Here is a 15,265-nt window from a genome sequence, read left to right as displayed (position 1 = left end):
ACGCGCCAGCCATGCGGGCGCATATTTAGAATATAAATAGAAAGGTTGATCCAATGTTCATCCAAACAGAATCCACGCCAAACCCTGCGACACTGAAATTCCTGCCGGGTCAGACCGTTCTGGAAATCGGCACCGCTGACTTTCCAACATCCGAGGCTGGCCAGGCCTCGCCCTTGGCCAAACGCATTTTTGCGACGAACGGCGTCACGGGCGTATTCTTTGGCAATGATTTTGTGACCGTGACCAAGACCGATGACACGGAATGGGATCACATCAAACCATCGATCCTTGGTGCGATCATGGAGCATTATCAATCGGGCCAGTCGGTCATGGCCGACGATCACGCCCCCGCATCCGGCCACGCCGAACACACCGGCGAAGACGGCGCAATTGTCGATCAGATCAAGGAATTGCTCGACACACGGGTCCGCCCTGCGGTGGCCCAAGACGGCGGCGACATCACATTCCACGGCTTTGATCGCGGCGTAGTTTACCTGCACATGCAAGGCGCTTGCGCGGGTTGCCCATCGTCAACATTAACCTTGAAAATGGGTATCGAAAATCTCCTGCGCCACTATATTCCTGAAGTGGTCGAAGTGCGTCCGGTCGCGGTTTAAGCGATGGCAAAAATCCAAGTCGAAAACGCCAACGCGCCCGACCACAAGGTCAACCTGAACGCCGACAAATACGGCGCTATGCTTGACGCGATGATGGCCGTGCTGACCGACCAACCAATGACTTACGCCCAAATCAAGGCGGGCGTCTTGCCGCTTTTGCCAGACGCCCACTTTCCTGAAGGTAATACCGCAGGTTGGTGGATCAAATCGGTGCAATTGGACCAAGAAGCCAAGGGCACGATCCTGCGGCACGCGACCAAACCGCTGTCATGGTCCAAAACGTGACATTTCCAACAATTCTGGCCTTTGACACCTCTGTGGCCCATTGCGCAGCGGCCCTATTCCACCAAGGCCAGATCACCACCCGCACGGATGAGATGGCAAAAGGACAGGCCGAACACCTGATCCCGATGCTTGAATCCGTCCTCGCAGACGCGGGCCTGACTTGGAACGATCTGGGCGGCATCGGCGTCGGCATCGGGCCGGGGAATTTCACAGGAATCCGCATCAGTGTCTCTGCCGCGCGCGGCCTTGCGCTTGGCCTTGGGATCAAAGCGGTCGGCGTGTCCACACTCGACGCGCTCTCGCTGGAAACTGAGAATAGCATCGCCTGCTTCGCCGCCCCGCGCGGACGCGCCTACATTCAATCGGTGAATGGCGTCGCGGCACTTTGCGAGTTAACAGCAGAGGATTTGCCTCCGTATGACCCCAAATCCGAACCCGTTTTGGTAGGAAACGCCGCCCAAGCCGTAAGCGAAATCCTGGGCCTGCAAACCGCCACACCCAAATATACGATCATCGAAGCCATCGCACGGATCGCGGCGATACGCTTGCACAGCACAACCGAAGCCCCCGCCCCGCTTTATTTGCGCGATGCAGACGCCGCCCCCCCACGCGACGCACCGCCAACCATCCTGCCATGACGCCCGACGACCTCGCCAGTACGCACGCTGCGGCATTCACCGACACGCGACCATGGACCGCGGACGAATTTACAAGCTTGCTTGCGCAAACCGGCATGATTCTACGCGGTGACGCGAGGTCATTCCTGCTCGGGCGGGTCACCCTTGACGAAGCCGAGGTGCTAACGCTCGCGACACACCCCGATTTTCAGCGCCAAGGATACGGGCAAACCCACCTTGCCGGTTTTTTAGACCACGTAAAAACACAAGGCGCTACCACAGCGTTTCTAGAAGTCGCATCCGATAATATTCCAGCCAACAATCTGTATCTGAATAATAAATTTGAAAAGGTCGGCCATAGACCCGCTTATTACACACGTCCGGACGGCACAAAATGTGATGCAAATGTTCTGCGACGTGCACTCTAAAACGCCAAACTGCCGATTCTGCGCCCGTATCTTGTTCAGATGACTAAATACAAGACGGATCAAAAGATAAATCGGTTGACCGCCGCCCCGCGACAAGGCTTTATCAGTCAATGAACCGATAAATCGGCTCGGCTTTTGGGGGGAAGGCAAGGTGCAGTCCCCTATGTATTCAAAGACCTGGGAGACTAACCTTATGACCCTTATGCACAAAATGCTTAGCGCTACTGCCGCACTGGCACTGTCAACTGGCGCAGCGCTTGCTGATCCGGCGATCATTTTCGACCTTGGCGGCAAGTTCGATAAATCCTTCAACGAATCCGCCTTTGCAGGTGCGTCACGTTGGGCCGAGGAAACCGGCGGTTCCTTTGACGAAGTCGAGCTTCAGTCCGACGCACAGCGCGAGCAAGCGTTGCGCCGCTTTGCTGAAAACGGCAACAACCCGATTGTGATGGCGGGCTTTTCTTTTGCAACTTCTCTGGAAGAAGTGGCTGGCGACTATCCTGACACCAAATTCCAGATCATTGATGCCGCTGTCGACGCGCCAAACGTGCGCTCGATCCTATTCGCCGAAGAAGAAGGCTCTTACCTCGTCGGCATGGCAGCAGCTTTGGCGTCCAAGACCGGCACCGTTGGTTTCATCGGCGGCATGGATATCCCGCTCATTCGCAACTTTGCCTGCGGCTACGCCCAAGGCGCGATTGCAGCAAACGCAGATATCAAAGTTCTGTCCAGCATGACCGGCACAACGCCTGCGGCTTGGAACGATCCGGTCAAAGGCTCCGAGCTGGTTCTCGCGCAAAAATCCCAAGGCGCTGACATTGTTTACGCAGCCGCTGGCGGCACAGGCGTTGGCGTTTTGCAAACCGCAGCCGACAACGAGATGTTGTCGATCGGTGTTGATAGCAACCAGAACCACCTCCACCCTGGCAAAGTGCTGACATCCATGATGAAGCGCGTTGATAACGCTGTTTACGATGCATTCACCCTTGGTGACGCGCTGGAATCAGGCATGACCACTATGGGCCTGAACAACGGCGGCGTTGGATACGCCATGGACGAAAACAACGCAGAGCTGATTACTGCGGACATGAAAACGGCCCTCGACGCCGCTGAAGCTGCGATCATCGCAGGCGAAATCACTGTCCAGAACTACAACACCAGCGAAACCTGCGATGCGCTTGACTTCTAAGTCATCGCGTTAAGGCCAAGACTAGGGGCCGCGCCGATATTCCGGTGCGGCCCACTGCATTTTACCCTAAAACGGTGCCCCATCACATGACCCAAAGCCCAGCTATCGAACTCAAAGGCATCTCCAAAGCCTTCGGCCCCGTGCAAGCCAACAAAGACATCTCGATCCGCGTGATGCCCGGCACAATTCACGGAATCATCGGCGAAAACGGCGCGGGTAAATCCACGCTCATGTCCATCCTTTACGGGTTCTACAAGGCGGACAAAGGCGAGATATTTATCGGCGGTAAACCGACCCTTATCCCTGATAGCCAATCGGCGATTGCGGCGGGTATCGGCATGGTGTTCCAGCACTTCAAACTGGTCGAAAATTTCACCGTGCTTGAAAACGTGGTGCTAGGCGCCGAGGATAGCGGGCTTTTGCGCCCCTCCCTTGCCCGCGCCCGCCGCGAGCTCAAAGCGCTGGCTGACGAATACGAGTTAAACGTCGATCCTGACGCAATCGTCGAAGACATCGGCGTTGGCATGCAACAACGCGTCGAGATCCTTAAGGCGCTTTACCGCAAGGCCGACATCCTGATCCTCGACGAACCGACAGGCGTGCTGACCCCCTCAGAGGCCGACCAGCTTTTCCGCATTTTGGAACGCCTAAAAGCCGAAGGCAAAACCATCATCCTGATCACCCATAAACTGCGCGAAATCATGAACGCCACCGACACCGTCAGTGTGATGCGGCGCGGCGAAATGACCGCCACCGTAAAAACCGCCGACACCAGCCCTGCCGAACTTGCCGAGCTTATGGTCGGACGCAAAGTGCTGTTGCGGGTCGAAAAAGCACCGCCGCAAATCGGTAAAACCATCCTTGAAATCAAGGACCTGAACGTCACCGACAACAAAGGTGTTCACCGCCTCAAGGGGATCAACCTGACCGTAAAAGCGGGCGAAGTTCTTGGCATCGCAGGCGTGTCCGGCAACGGCCAGTCCGAACTGCTCGAAGTCTTGGGCGGTTACGAGAAAGCCACCGGATCAATCACCTTGAACGGCCAAGCCCTCGACCTGACAGGCGCACATTCCGACGGACGCTCAAGACGCGCACGCGGCATCGCCCACGTCCCCGAAGACCGGCACCGCGAAGCCATGATCATGGACTATTCCGCATGGGAAAACATGGCCTTCGGCTACCACCACGACCCGAAATACCAACACGGTATCTTTATGGATAACGCCGCAATCAAGGCTGACACCATCGCCAAAATGGAACGCTTTGACGTGCGCCCCCCCGACCCCAAACTCCCCGCCAAAAGCTTCTCTGGCGGCAACCAGCAAAAAATCGTTCTGGCCCGCGAAATAGAACGGAACCCTGACCTGTTGCTGATCGGCCAACCAACACGCGGCGTAGACATCGGGGCTATCGAATTCATCCACCAACAAATCGTCGCCCTGCGCGACCAAGGCAAAGCGATCCTGCTGATCTCGGTCGAACTCGAAGAAATCCTGTCTCTGTCAGACCGCATCGCTGTGATGTTCGACGGTAAAATGATGGGCGAACGTCTGCCTTCCGAGACTGACGAAAAAGAACTCGGCCTGATGATGGCCGGCATGACCAAAGGAGAAGCTGCGTAATGGACGTGATGCCAAAATGGGCCGATGTGGTCCTGATTCCGCTGATCTCGCTGATCCTTGCCGCAATCCTCTCGGCCCTCGTTATCCTCGCGATCGGCGAAAGCCCGATGAACGCGCTGAAACTGATGATCGACGGCGCGCTCGGCTCCACTTACGGCTGGGGCTACACACTCTATTACGCGACAAATTTCATGTTCACGGGACTCGCCGTCTCCATCGCCTTTCACGCCCGCATGTTTAACATCGGCGGCGAAGGTCAGGCGATGATCGGCGGACTTGGGGTGGCACTGGTTTGCGTCTACATCCCTTGGCCACATTGGACGCTCGCCCTACTTGGCGGCACCGCTGCCGCCGCACTTTTTGGTGCCGCTTGGGCCGCAATCCCCGCGTTCCTGCAAGCCAGACGCGGCAGCCACGTCGTCATCACCACAATCATGTTCAACTTCATCGCAGCGGCATTGCTCAACTATCTGCTGATCGGCATACTGAAACCGGCAGGCTCGATGGAACCCGCAACAGGCCGGTTCCCCGAGGCAACAAACTTACCAACCTTACATGATATCCTTGGCACCGTCGGCATCGAATTCTCTCGCTCAGCGCCTGCAAATATTTCGTTCTTCGTCGCCATCGCCGCCTGTTTCGCGGTTTGGGCGCTGATCTGGAAAACCAAGCTCGGCTATGAAATCCGCGCCTTCGGCCACTCGGAATCAGCCGCTAAATACGCCGGCATCAGCCCGACCAAAATCATCATGGTCTCGATGCTGATCTCTGGCGGACTTGCCGGCATGATGGCAATCAACAACGTGCAAGGCGAAGCCGAACGCCTGGTCCTGAACGCCGTAGAAGGCGCAGGCTTCATCGGCATCGCGGTCGCGCTCATGGGGCGCAGCCACCCGTTTGGCGTTTTCCTCGCCGCGATCCTTTTCGGCTTCCTTTATCAAGGCGGCGCAGAACTGGCGCTCTGGACAAAAATCCCGCGCGAGATGATCGTCGTGATCCAAGCGCTCGTGATCCTGTTTACAGGCGCGCTGGACAACATGGTGCGCATGCCACTAGAGCGCATGTTCCTCGCCGCTGCCCGCCGCAAAAAGAGCGCCGCATGATGGAGCAATTTCTGCCCTATCTGCCCGGCTTTCTCGCCGCGTTCTCGATCCTTTTTGTCGCAGCGTCTTCGCCCGGTCCCGCCGTTGCCATGCTGCTCGGCATCGCCACAACCCAAGGACGCACGCCAGCCCTGATTGCCGCCACAGGCATCGCATCGGGCAGCGTCGTCATTAACGTAGGCACACTAATCGGCGTTGGCCTGCTGCTTTCTCAAGTTGCATGGGCCATGACCGCCCTGCGCTTTGTCGGCGCGGCCTACCTCGTCTATCTCGCTTATGGCGCCTTCAAAAAAGCCGCGTCAACACCGGTGATAAAAGCAGCCCAAGTAGACACAACCGCCAGCTGGAAACACTTCACCACAGGGTTTCTTTTGCAAGTCACCAACCCAAAAGCAATCTTATTCTGGCTCGCGATTGCCTCGGTCGGGGCCACACAAGGCGGCGGTCTGCTCGTCATCACAGCCTTCGTCGCAGGCGCATTCCTCATCTCGTTCGGCTGCCACGGTGCTTGGGCGCTTTTGCTCTCGGCACGGCCCTTTCGCGCCGCCTACCAATCAGCACGCCGCTGGATCGAAGGGGCGCTTGGCGTCTTTTTTGCCTTCGCCGCCTTCAAACTCGCAACAACAAGGATCTAAGCCATGGATCTCCTGACACTTCTGCAGATGCTCGACAGCACCATGCGCCTTGCAACCCCCTTGCTGCTCGCCTGTCTGGCAGGGCTTTACTCGGAACGCGCCGGCATCTTTGACATCGGGCTCGAAGGCAAAATGCTCGCTGCGGCCTTCATGTCCGCCGCCGTGGCTTACACATCCGGCTCGGCTTGGGTCGGCCTTGGCGCGGGCATCATGGCATCGCTCGTGCTCTCCGCAATCCACGGCCTTGCTTCGATTACCTTCCGCGGCAATCAATTGATCTCGGGCGTGGCCATCAACTTCCTCGCCGCAGGCCTTACAGTCGTCATTTCGCAAAGCTGGTTTGCACAAGGCGGACGCACACCGCAACTGTCAGGCGACGCGCGATTTAATCCAATTACCCTGCCCTTCGCCGAAAGTATGCGCGAGATCCCGGTCATCGGACCAATCTACTACGAACTGATCTCGGGCCACACCGCACTTGTCTATATTGCCCTCGCCATGGTGCCACTCACATGGTGGGTGCTCTACTCCACCCGATTTGGCCTGCGCTTGCGGGCAGTCGGCGAAAACCCTGCAGCCGTTGATACGGCTGGCGTCTCGGTCGTCGGCATGCGCTTTGCCGCCGTCGCGATTTGCGGCATTCTTTGCGGCATCGCAGGTGCATATCTTGCAACCGCACTTCAAGCCAGCTTTGTGAAAGACATGAGTGCGGGACGCGGATATATCGCCCTCGCGGCCTTGATCTTTGCAAAATGGCGCCCTTGGTATGCGCTCTACGCCTGTCTACTGTTCGGTTTTCTGCAAGCGCTGGCCCTGCGTCCGGACGTGATCGAAGGTGTCTTGAGCTTCAAAGTCAACGGACAACTGCTAGACGTTCTGCCTTACATCCTGACCGTGATCATCCTCGCAGGCTTTGTCGGCAAAGCGGTCCCACCCCGCGCCGGCGGCGAACCCTACGTCAAAGAACGCTAAATAGCTGCCAACATATACGTGCATGCGCAATCGCCCCCACTTCGGCGATTGCGCATGCACGCCAAACATCGCGGACATTCAAAAAGCCCCCCTTCTTAGCGAGCCATTGCCCCGACGACCTATTATTTGCTGCGATCGCATACAAAAGTCGTAATCATCACCTCATAATGACCCAATACCCCAACCCCGACAGGTTTCCGGCCTGTGGGGTTTGACATACTCGCGTGAAAGGGTTTTGGTGCAACGACCCAATCTCTCGCCGGGACACCGCATGCAAATATACCTTCCCATCGCCGAAGTGGCCGTAAATGCGTTCCTACTACTCGGGCTTGGCGGGCTTGTGGGGGTTCTTTCGGGCATGTTTGGCGTCGGCGGCGGGTTCCTTTTGACACCACTACTGTTCTTCATCGGCATCCCGCCAGCGGTCGCCGTGGCAACAGGGGCGACACAAATCGTGGCCTCCTCCGTCTCGGGCCTGCTGGCACATCTTAAACGCAAAACCGTTGATTTGCGTATGGGGTCTGTACTGTTGATCGGCGGCCTTATCGGCGCGGCCATCGGCATCGTGATCTTCAACTACCTGCGCTCATTAGGGCAAGTCGATCTACTGGTCACGCTCTTTTATGTCGTCTTCCTCGGCATCATCGGCACATTGATGTTCATCGAAAGCCTGAACGCAATCCTCAAATCAGGCAGCCCCCCTAAGCGGCGCAAACACCACTGGGTCCATAACCTGCCGTTCAAAGTCAAATTCCGCGTCTCTGGACTATATATCTCGGTCATTCCGCCCATCACAGTCGGCTTACTGGTCGGGATCATGTCGGCCATCATGGGCGTGGGCGGCGGCTTCATCATGGTGCCCGCGATGATCTACCTGCTGGGTATGCCTACAAAAGTCGTGATCGGCACCTCGCTGTTCCAAATCATCTTTGTCACTGCCTTCACCACGATGCTGCACGCCACAACTAACTTTACCGTCGACATCGTTCTGGCCGTGCTACTGCTCGTCGGCGGCGTCATCGGCGCGCAAATCGGCACACGCATCGGGCTTAAAATGAAGGCCGAACAATTGCGCATCCTGCTCGCGCTTCTCGTGCTGGCGGTTTGCTTCAAACTCGGTTTGGACCTGCTTATTCAACCGTCCGAGCTGTACTCAATTGGCATGGGGGGCACCTGATGCTGCGCCTCCTCGCCTTGCTCTGCGCCCTCGGTTCCCCCGCTTACGCACAAGAAGAAATCGTGCTGGGCCTCAGTCACGAATCCGTCGCCATCACCGCCACCTTTAAAGGGTCCGAAATCCTGATATTCGGGGCGATCCGGCGCGAAACCCAGCTGCCCGCTGGCGAGCTTGGGGTCATCGTCACCGTGGCTGGCCCCGACGTGCCAACAACTGTATTCCGCAAAGAACGGCGTCTGGGCATCTGGGTCAACGTCGACGATGTGAAAATCAACTCCGCACCATCATTCTACGCCGTCGCCACCAGCGCCCCGTTCAGCGATATCCTGCGCGCCTCCGAAGATTTGACCAACCAGATCAGCATCCGACAAGCCGTCCGTCAAATCGGCACCAACGTGCTCGACAGCCGCAACTTCTCTCGCGCCCTTATTCGCATTCGCCTGGAAAACAACCTCTACCAAACCCTGGAAGGGGCGGTGGACCTGTCACGTGATACACTGTTCAACACCAGTATCGCCATGCCCGCAAACCTGATTGAAGGCACCTATACAACGCGTATTTTCCTGACGCGCGACGGCACAATTGTGGACAGCTACACCACGACCATCCCTGTGCAAAAAGTCGGGCTAGAGCGCTGGCTCTACAATTTGGCCCACGAACAAGCCTTGCTGTACGGATTGATGTCACTCGCCATCGCCATCGCCTCTGGCTGGCTAGCCTCGGCCGTCTTTGGTCTGCTGCGCCGCTAATCCATCTCGGGCGCGGTCAACTCCAACGCCACCGCAGACACATGCAAATCATTCACCGTCAAAGGTGACGTCGGACGCGCCAAACGATTGCGCACAACCCAGCGCAGCTGGGTCTCGGCCCGCGTAATCGCAACATAGGCCAAACGTTTCCACAAAGGCTGCCCCGCCTCGACACGGCCCATGCGTGCGGCAATCTCGATATCAGGCGCAAAAACCTGCACCGTCCCCCACTGACTGCCCTGCGCTTTATGGATCGTAACCGCCGCGCCATGCAAAAACGTCGCCCCCATACGGGCCGCAAACGGAATAAACGGCTCGGCGTCACCCTCTTGTTCGATCTTCACAATCGACGCGGCACTGACCTGCGGATCCTCCGCGCCCATGACATGCAACCGCGAAAATCCGGGCTTGCGCCCAGGTCCCAAATACACAACCTGCGCGCCCTTAATCAAACCACGCGCTTCAAGATCAAGCCGTTTCTTGCGGTGCTTCATCGGCAATTCAATCCCGTCACAAATCAACGGCTCGCCTTCCAGCAGCTCGTCAATCGGAGCATCAAAGGCGGTGCGAAACGCATGGATCAACTTGATGCGCGTGGCATTGCGCCAAACCAGAACCGGACTGCGCGCCATCAAATCAGCCTCAACACGTTGCGCCATCACCACACGCTCGTCGCGTGATGCAGCTTCGGCCACCATCTTTTCAAAGGCATAAAAATCAACCATCGGGTCGGCTAGTGCATGGGCCAAATCCAAAATCGGATTGCCCGCATCCTGCCTGTGCACCCGCGACAAAACCATGACCTTCTCAGGCGGCAATGTCTCGAACACCATCCCGCCCGACGTTTGCACCGGCGGCAACTGTGCCGGATCACCAAACAACACTAAGGTCGGGAAAATCTCTTGCAGATCCTCAAACTGCTTGGCATCCAACATCGAACTTTCATCAACAAAGCCAATGTCCAAACCCTCTTCGCGCCGCTTCCATCCGGTGATAAAATCCGACCCGCGCAACCCCGCCGCAGCCAAGGCCGCAGGCACCGACTTATGTGTCTGAAAACTCGAAAACGCACGGTCCAGCGCAATATCCGTCAGCCCTTCAATCTCGGGACGCTCGCCTTGTCCCGCCAACCATTCGGCCACTTTCTCATACTCGGGATCATAGACAGGCGTATACAAAATCCGGTGGATCGTGGTGGCAGGCACGCCGCGATTGCGCAACACAGAAGCCGCTTTATTCGTCGGCGCTAAAATCGCTAAAGTCCTGCGATCCTTCTTCTTTTTGCCTTCCCAGTCGCCCGAGATAACATCAACACCCGCCTCTTCCATCGCCTTATACAAACGGGCTAGCAACATCGTCTTGCCCGACCCCGCCTTGCCAATCACGGCCATCACTGACGAGGTTTCAGAGGGCGGCGACATCAATAGGCTATCATCCAAATCAACGCCGGATTGACGCAACATCGCGGCCACGTTGTCCCATGCCTCGGTTTGGTCGTCAGAAAATGTAATCAGGTTGCTCATGGCGGGACACTACCCGCCCCGCCCGTCAGCTGCCAGCGATTATGCGGCGATCGCAGCCCTAATCGGATGCCCGAACGCACGCTCGAACCAATGCTCCGAAATATCAGACGACACGCCTGCACGGCGCAAGACGCGCACACGGTCCTGCGGCTTAAACGACCACAGCCCAACGCTAATCCTGTCACGCCCTTCACCCATGCTCCCTAGCACCTCTGGCGCGGCCCCGATCATATTATAAATCCGCACTATGCGGGCATCGAACACCCCCAACAAACGGGTTAATCCAAAGGCGCGCATCAACTCACCACCCGCCAACATCAACGCACCTGCAACATGCGCCCCCGTCCCTTGCGCAATGCAAACTGGCCATTCGGCCCACGGATCGGGATGGAAAACCCCTGATTGCCAATACCATTGGCAATCGCATCCTTCTGAAACGCACGCGCGGCACGCGACGACCAATCCAGACGCTTCCAATCCACAGGATGAAACCGCTGGAAGCACCCTAAAACGACGGGATCAACGCGCAGATAATCCTGATCAATATACCGCTGCACCCACTTGGGATCATAGGTGCCAAATCCGTATTGCTCACCATCGGCGCTGACCCAATGGTAAACGATATTATCAACCGCCAGACTGCTGCGCAGCCCGACAATCAACTCCTGAATTTGATCCAGCGTCTCTGCCTGCTCCAACGCTCGTAAAAATCGATCCAGTTTCAGCGCAATCTCCTCGCACCACCACCGGTGCCATTTTGGATGTCTGCGTTATCTCCGCCCTAGCCACTTCCGAGGTCTCATCAAGATGATCCGCCAATAAGGGCAGTCCGTTCTTTAGAGCAAAGCTTTTAAGGTCTGCGAGTACGCCCACAATCCAGTCATTTCCCATGGTTACGCTCCCAAAAATTCATCAACCAATCATCATCAACCTATGGTAGCATTTTCATATGGAAGCAAAAACCCGCTCCTTTGCCCCCCCATTTATAGCGGGGCTGATTTTTTTAAGCCATTGATCCTAAAAAGCACAGTTGAAACACAAAAACGCCGACCACTTGGCCGGCGCTTCCATATCAACCTGTCAAACCCGTTCAGGATTGCGATTCAATAACCGTATCTTCAAACGTGCGCAGCCCGGTTTTTGGACTTTGTACCAGCACCGCCATATTGCCTGGCTTATGCTCGTTACGGCGCATCTTGGTATGGGCCGCAGGAATATCTGCCCATGTAAATACTTCCGACATACATGGGTCCAAACGACGCTCGATCATCAGTTTATTAGCCGAAGACGCCTGCTTGAGATTGGCAAAGTGGCTGCCCTGCAAACGCTTCTGATGCATCCACATGTAGCGCACGTCAAACGTCAGATTATAACCCGTAGTCCCCGCACAAATCACAACCATACCGCCACGCTTACATACGAAAGTCGACACTGGGAACGTCGCCTCACCGGGATGTTCGAATACGATATCAACATTATTGCCCTTGCCCGTAATCTCCCAAATCGCCTTGCCGAACTTGCGCGTCTCGGTGAACCACTCTTTATATTCGGGCGTATTCACCGTCGGCATCTGCCCCCAGCACTTGAAATCGTTGCGGTTAATCACGCCCTTGGCTCCCAAAGACATCACAAACTCACGCTTGCTCTCATCCGAAATCACACCAATCGCATTGGCACCTGCCGTATTGATCAACTGGATCGCATAAGATCCCAAACCACCAGACGCACCCCAAACCAGAACATTCTGGCCGGGCTTCAAATCATGCGGCTCATGGCCAAACAACATGCGATACGCCGTGGCTAGCGTCAGCGTATAACAGGCACTCTCTTCCCACGTCAGATGACGGGGGCGCGGCATCAATTGCTGTGCCTGCACTGATGTGAACTGGGCAAATGAGCCATCAGGCGTCTCATATCCCCAAATGCGCTGGCTCTCGGAAAACATCGGATCACCGCCGTTGCATTCTTCGTCGTCACCATCATCCTGATTGCAATGAATAACAACTTCGTCGCCAACCTTCCAGCGCTTGACCTTGTCCCCTACGGCCCAAACAATCCCCGATGCATCCGATCCGGCAATATGAAAATCGGCACCATGCACATCAAACGGGCTGATCGGAATCCCAAGACCGGCCCAAACGCCGTTGTAATTCACACCAGCCGCCATCACCATCACCAACACTTCATGGCTGTCAGGCTTGGGGCAATCAACCACTTCAATCTCGAACGCCTTATCCGGCTCGCCGTGCCGCTCGCGGCGGATTGTCCACGCATACATCTGTGCGGGCACATACCCTAAAGGCGGCATTTCACCCACCTCATACAGCGGCTTTTCAGGAGCGTCATAAGGGATCGGAGCAGTCTGCGTGTCTAAAGCCATGTCGGCCTCCTCAGGTCGAAATTACCGTTTTGCCGCACTGCAGAATCAATGCGCCCCCTGAGGAATAGTTTCCCGCACGCAACATTGCAACAACCAGACGTTAAATTTTGTAATTTAATTTCTGCCGCATCGCAGCGTCACGTGCGGGACTAAGTTTATCTAAATGTCACTGCCGAAGCCGTGCAAACGTTCACATTGTTCTGCACAATGCTTCTGCCATCTTGGAATTCGGCCTTGAGGTCAAAGTTACAGTGGCCGGTGCGGTCGTCAAAATTGATATTGACCGATCCACCGCTCGCCAGAACGTCAGCACCCAGAATATCTTCTTCCCACGAATTTGTGCCAACATTTGATCCATAAAATCGCCAGATCGGACGGCCGGTCTGGTTCACAATCAATACGTTACGGTTTGGCGCAACCGAACTGGTAGTACCGGTATTGGTGGCATCGACACACCCGGCCATGGTCACCATAAATGCTGTTGTAGTCAAAATAGACTTAAAAAACATAATACTTCCCTTTTTTATAAGCGCGGTCGTAATGATACCGCTTCAAAAAGATTACGTTAGGGAAATTTACCGGGCAACAGTTTTGACCGGCACATTAGCCTTTAGATGATGCTCGATCGAGTTTGCATAAAACGCCAGCAGGTCCACGTCAGCAGGATTAACCGAAATCCTGGCGTCAATTTCTGTCACCGCACCGCGCGCCAAAAGGTCGGCAACAGCCTCTTTCACCACCAGTTCCGCCCCGCGACGCGGTGCCGGAATTCCGCGCTCCAACAGATCTTGCGTATACTCCCCCACACGTAAAATTAACGCCGCGCGGTCCATCGGCCCCTCGTGCAACAACACACGACTGACCAAAGGCACAGATAAGACAGGGATCACATCGCGGATACGCGCCATCAATTCCGCAGCCACCTCATCGGTAAAATCACCACGACGCCCATCCAGAAACGCCGCCAGATCCAGCGGCGTGCCAAAGCTGACAGCCGCCGTGCCAAACTTGTTGAACCGTCCCGTGATCCGCGCCCCAAAATGCCCTATCGTGACCTTCGCCACCTGCCAGAATGGCGGACGGAAACTACGCCTGCCGGTCTTGTCGGCCTTGATCAAAAACCGGTCCTCTAGAACACGGTCATAATTCAACGCCACAGGCACAAAAATAACATCACGCTTGTCGGGTCCGAAATCTGACACAATATAGTTCAGCAACCCCAGCTTCGGCTCCGCAGTCGCCCCGGTCACACTCAAACGACCTTCAGGGAATACCGCCTGACTGACACCACCCGCCGTGGCCATCTGCACATAGCGCGCCAAAACCACACGGTATAACGCCCCGCGTGACCGACGCCGGATAAAATACGCGCCCATCATGCGGATCATCCCCGACAACGGCCAGACCCGCGCCCACTCGCCCACGGCATAGGACAAAGCCCCCGCACGCGCCGCTAAATACGTCACCAGCACATAATCCATGTTGCTGCGGTGGTTCATCACAAAGATCACAGTCGCATTCGGATCCAGCTTGGACAGCGCCTCACGATCGAACCTGCCAATGCGAATGCGATACAAAGACTTGGACAACCACTCCGCCAAACGGATCCCGACCGAGAAATAAACAGTTGCCGAAAACGATGGCACAATCTCGCGGGCATACGACCGCGCCCGCTCGAACGCCACATTCTCCGGCACATTCTCTTTTGCCGCATATGCCACAATCGCCCGGGTAATCTCGGGATCATAAATCAACCGCTGGATCATGTCATAGCGCTTGGCCAGCTTGAATGGCTCGATAGGCCGTTGCAGTCGCGTATTCAGCCTCGCAATCACACGCTCGGCGCGTTTCCGAAAAAACCAGCGCACTGACGGAAACAAAAAATGCGACGCAAACGTCACCACTGCAAACAGTAAAATAAGCACAAAGGCCCATAGCGGCATCGAAACAGTTTGCGTCATAGAACGA

Annotated in this window: 16 protein-coding genes and 1 pseudogene; 11 read left to right on the top strand and 6 right to left on the bottom strand. The window is 56.1% G+C overall.

Features of this window, described 5'->3' with window-relative positions; genetic code table 11:
- Nucleotides 1-53 precede the first annotated feature (53 nt).
- The 11 genes from ACXLHR_RS16090 to ACXLHR_RS16040 all read left to right on the top strand — a co-directional run bounded on the left by ACXLHR_RS16090 (nucleotide 54) and on the right by ACXLHR_RS16040 (nucleotide 9,394).
- Nucleotides 54-617, top strand: coding sequence for a NifU family protein (locus ACXLHR_RS16090; protein WP_458792381.1), 564 nt, complete (start codon nucleotides 54-56; stop codon nucleotides 615-617).
- Nucleotides 618-620: 3 nt separating this feature from the next.
- The gene (locus ACXLHR_RS16085) at nucleotides 621-902 is read left to right on the top strand and encodes a DUF6958 family protein (protein WP_458792380.1); all 282 of its coding nucleotides are present in this window, start codon (nucleotides 621-623) and stop codon (nucleotides 900-902) included.
- Nucleotides 899-1,540, top strand: coding sequence for a tRNA (adenosine(37)-N6)-threonylcarbamoyltransferase complex dimerization subunit type 1 TsaB (gene tsaB / locus ACXLHR_RS16080; RefSeq protein WP_458792379.1), 642 nt, complete (start codon nucleotides 899-901; stop codon nucleotides 1,538-1,540). The genes ACXLHR_RS16085 and tsaB overlap by 4 nt, the downstream gene beginning before the upstream one ends.
- Nucleotides 1,537-1,947 carry a GNAT family N-acetyltransferase gene (locus ACXLHR_RS16075; RefSeq protein ID WP_458792378.1) on the top strand — a complete coding sequence of 137 codons (411 nt, stop codon included), beginning with the start codon at nucleotides 1,537-1,539 and terminating at the stop codon, nucleotides 1,945-1,947. The genes tsaB and ACXLHR_RS16075 overlap by 4 nt, the downstream gene beginning before the upstream one ends.
- A gap of 193 nt (nucleotides 1,948-2,140) precedes the next feature.
- The gene (locus ACXLHR_RS16070; protein WP_458792377.1) at nucleotides 2,141-3,136 is read left to right on the top strand and encodes a BMP family lipoprotein; all 996 of its coding nucleotides are present in this window, start codon (nucleotides 2,141-2,143) and stop codon (nucleotides 3,134-3,136) included.
- An 86-nt stretch (nucleotides 3,137-3,222) separates the two neighbouring features.
- Nucleotides 3,223-4,758 carry an ABC transporter ATP-binding protein gene (locus tag ACXLHR_RS16065; RefSeq protein WP_458792376.1) on the top strand — a complete coding sequence of 512 codons (1,536 nt, stop codon included), beginning with the start codon at nucleotides 3,223-3,225 and terminating at the stop codon, nucleotides 4,756-4,758.
- Entirely contained in the window at nucleotides 4,758-5,861 is a 1,104-nt protein-coding gene (locus ACXLHR_RS16060; RefSeq protein ID WP_458792375.1) for an ABC transporter permease, read from the top strand. The genes ACXLHR_RS16065 and ACXLHR_RS16060 overlap by 1 nt, the downstream gene beginning before the upstream one ends.
- On the top strand, nucleotides 5,858-6,496 hold the full coding sequence (locus ACXLHR_RS16055; RefSeq protein WP_458792374.1) for a LysE family translocator: 639 nt from the start codon (nucleotides 5,858-5,860) through the stop codon (nucleotides 6,494-6,496). Before ACXLHR_RS16060 ends, ACXLHR_RS16055 begins: the two co-directional genes overlap by 4 nt.
- 3 nt (nucleotides 6,497-6,499) lie before the next feature.
- The gene (locus ACXLHR_RS16050; protein ID WP_458792373.1) at nucleotides 6,500-7,468 is read left to right on the top strand and encodes an ABC transporter permease; all 969 of its coding nucleotides are present in this window, start codon (nucleotides 6,500-6,502) and stop codon (nucleotides 7,466-7,468) included.
- Nucleotides 7,469-7,739: 271 nt separating this feature from the next.
- Nucleotides 7,740-8,645, top strand: a complete 906-nt coding sequence (locus tag ACXLHR_RS16045; RefSeq protein ID WP_458792372.1) for a sulfite exporter TauE/SafE family protein — start codon at nucleotides 7,740-7,742, stop codon at nucleotides 8,643-8,645.
- Entirely contained in the window at nucleotides 8,645-9,394 is a 750-nt protein-coding gene (locus ACXLHR_RS16040; RefSeq protein ID WP_458792371.1) for a TIGR02186 family protein, read from the top strand. The genes ACXLHR_RS16045 and ACXLHR_RS16040 overlap by 1 nt, the downstream gene beginning before the upstream one ends.
- Here the strand turns inward: ACXLHR_RS16040 and ACXLHR_RS16035 are convergent.
- From ACXLHR_RS16035 to ACXLHR_RS16010, 6 genes and pseudogenes are all read right to left on the bottom strand, one after another.
- Nucleotides 9,391-10,917, bottom strand: a complete 1,527-nt coding sequence (locus ACXLHR_RS16035; RefSeq protein ID WP_458792370.1) for an ATP-dependent DNA helicase — start codon at nucleotides 10,915-10,917, stop codon at nucleotides 9,391-9,393. The two genes, ACXLHR_RS16040 and ACXLHR_RS16035, sit on opposite strands and share 4 nt — an antisense overlap.
- A 39-nt stretch (nucleotides 10,918-10,956) precedes the next feature.
- Complete coding sequence (locus ACXLHR_RS16030) at nucleotides 10,957-11,235, bottom strand: hypothetical protein (RefSeq protein ID WP_458792369.1); 279 nt, start codon at nucleotides 11,233-11,235, stop codon at nucleotides 10,957-10,959.
- 35 nt (nucleotides 11,236-11,270) lie between these two features.
- Nucleotides 11,271-11,648: pseudogene (locus tag ACXLHR_RS16025) on the bottom strand (autoinducer binding domain-containing protein); the annotation flags it as partial.
- A 359-nt stretch (nucleotides 11,649-12,007) separates the two neighbouring features.
- Nucleotides 12,008-13,297, bottom strand: coding sequence for a crotonyl-CoA carboxylase/reductase (gene ccrA, locus ACXLHR_RS16020; RefSeq protein WP_458792368.1), 1,290 nt, complete (start codon nucleotides 13,295-13,297; stop codon nucleotides 12,008-12,010).
- Between the two features lie 155 nt (nucleotides 13,298-13,452).
- Nucleotides 13,453-13,806, bottom strand: coding sequence for a hypothetical protein (locus ACXLHR_RS16015; RefSeq protein WP_458792367.1), 354 nt, complete (start codon nucleotides 13,804-13,806; stop codon nucleotides 13,453-13,455).
- Nucleotides 13,807-13,872: 66 nt separating this feature from the next.
- Complete coding sequence (locus ACXLHR_RS16010) at nucleotides 13,873-15,258, bottom strand: 1-acyl-sn-glycerol-3-phosphate acyltransferase (protein WP_458792366.1); 1,386 nt, start codon at nucleotides 15,256-15,258, stop codon at nucleotides 13,873-13,875.
- Between the last annotated feature and the right edge of the window lie 7 nt (nucleotides 15,259-15,265).

It is taken from the genome of Yoonia sp. MH D7, from assembly GCF_054439475.1.
This window is presented reverse-complemented; position numbering and strand designations above follow the sequence as displayed.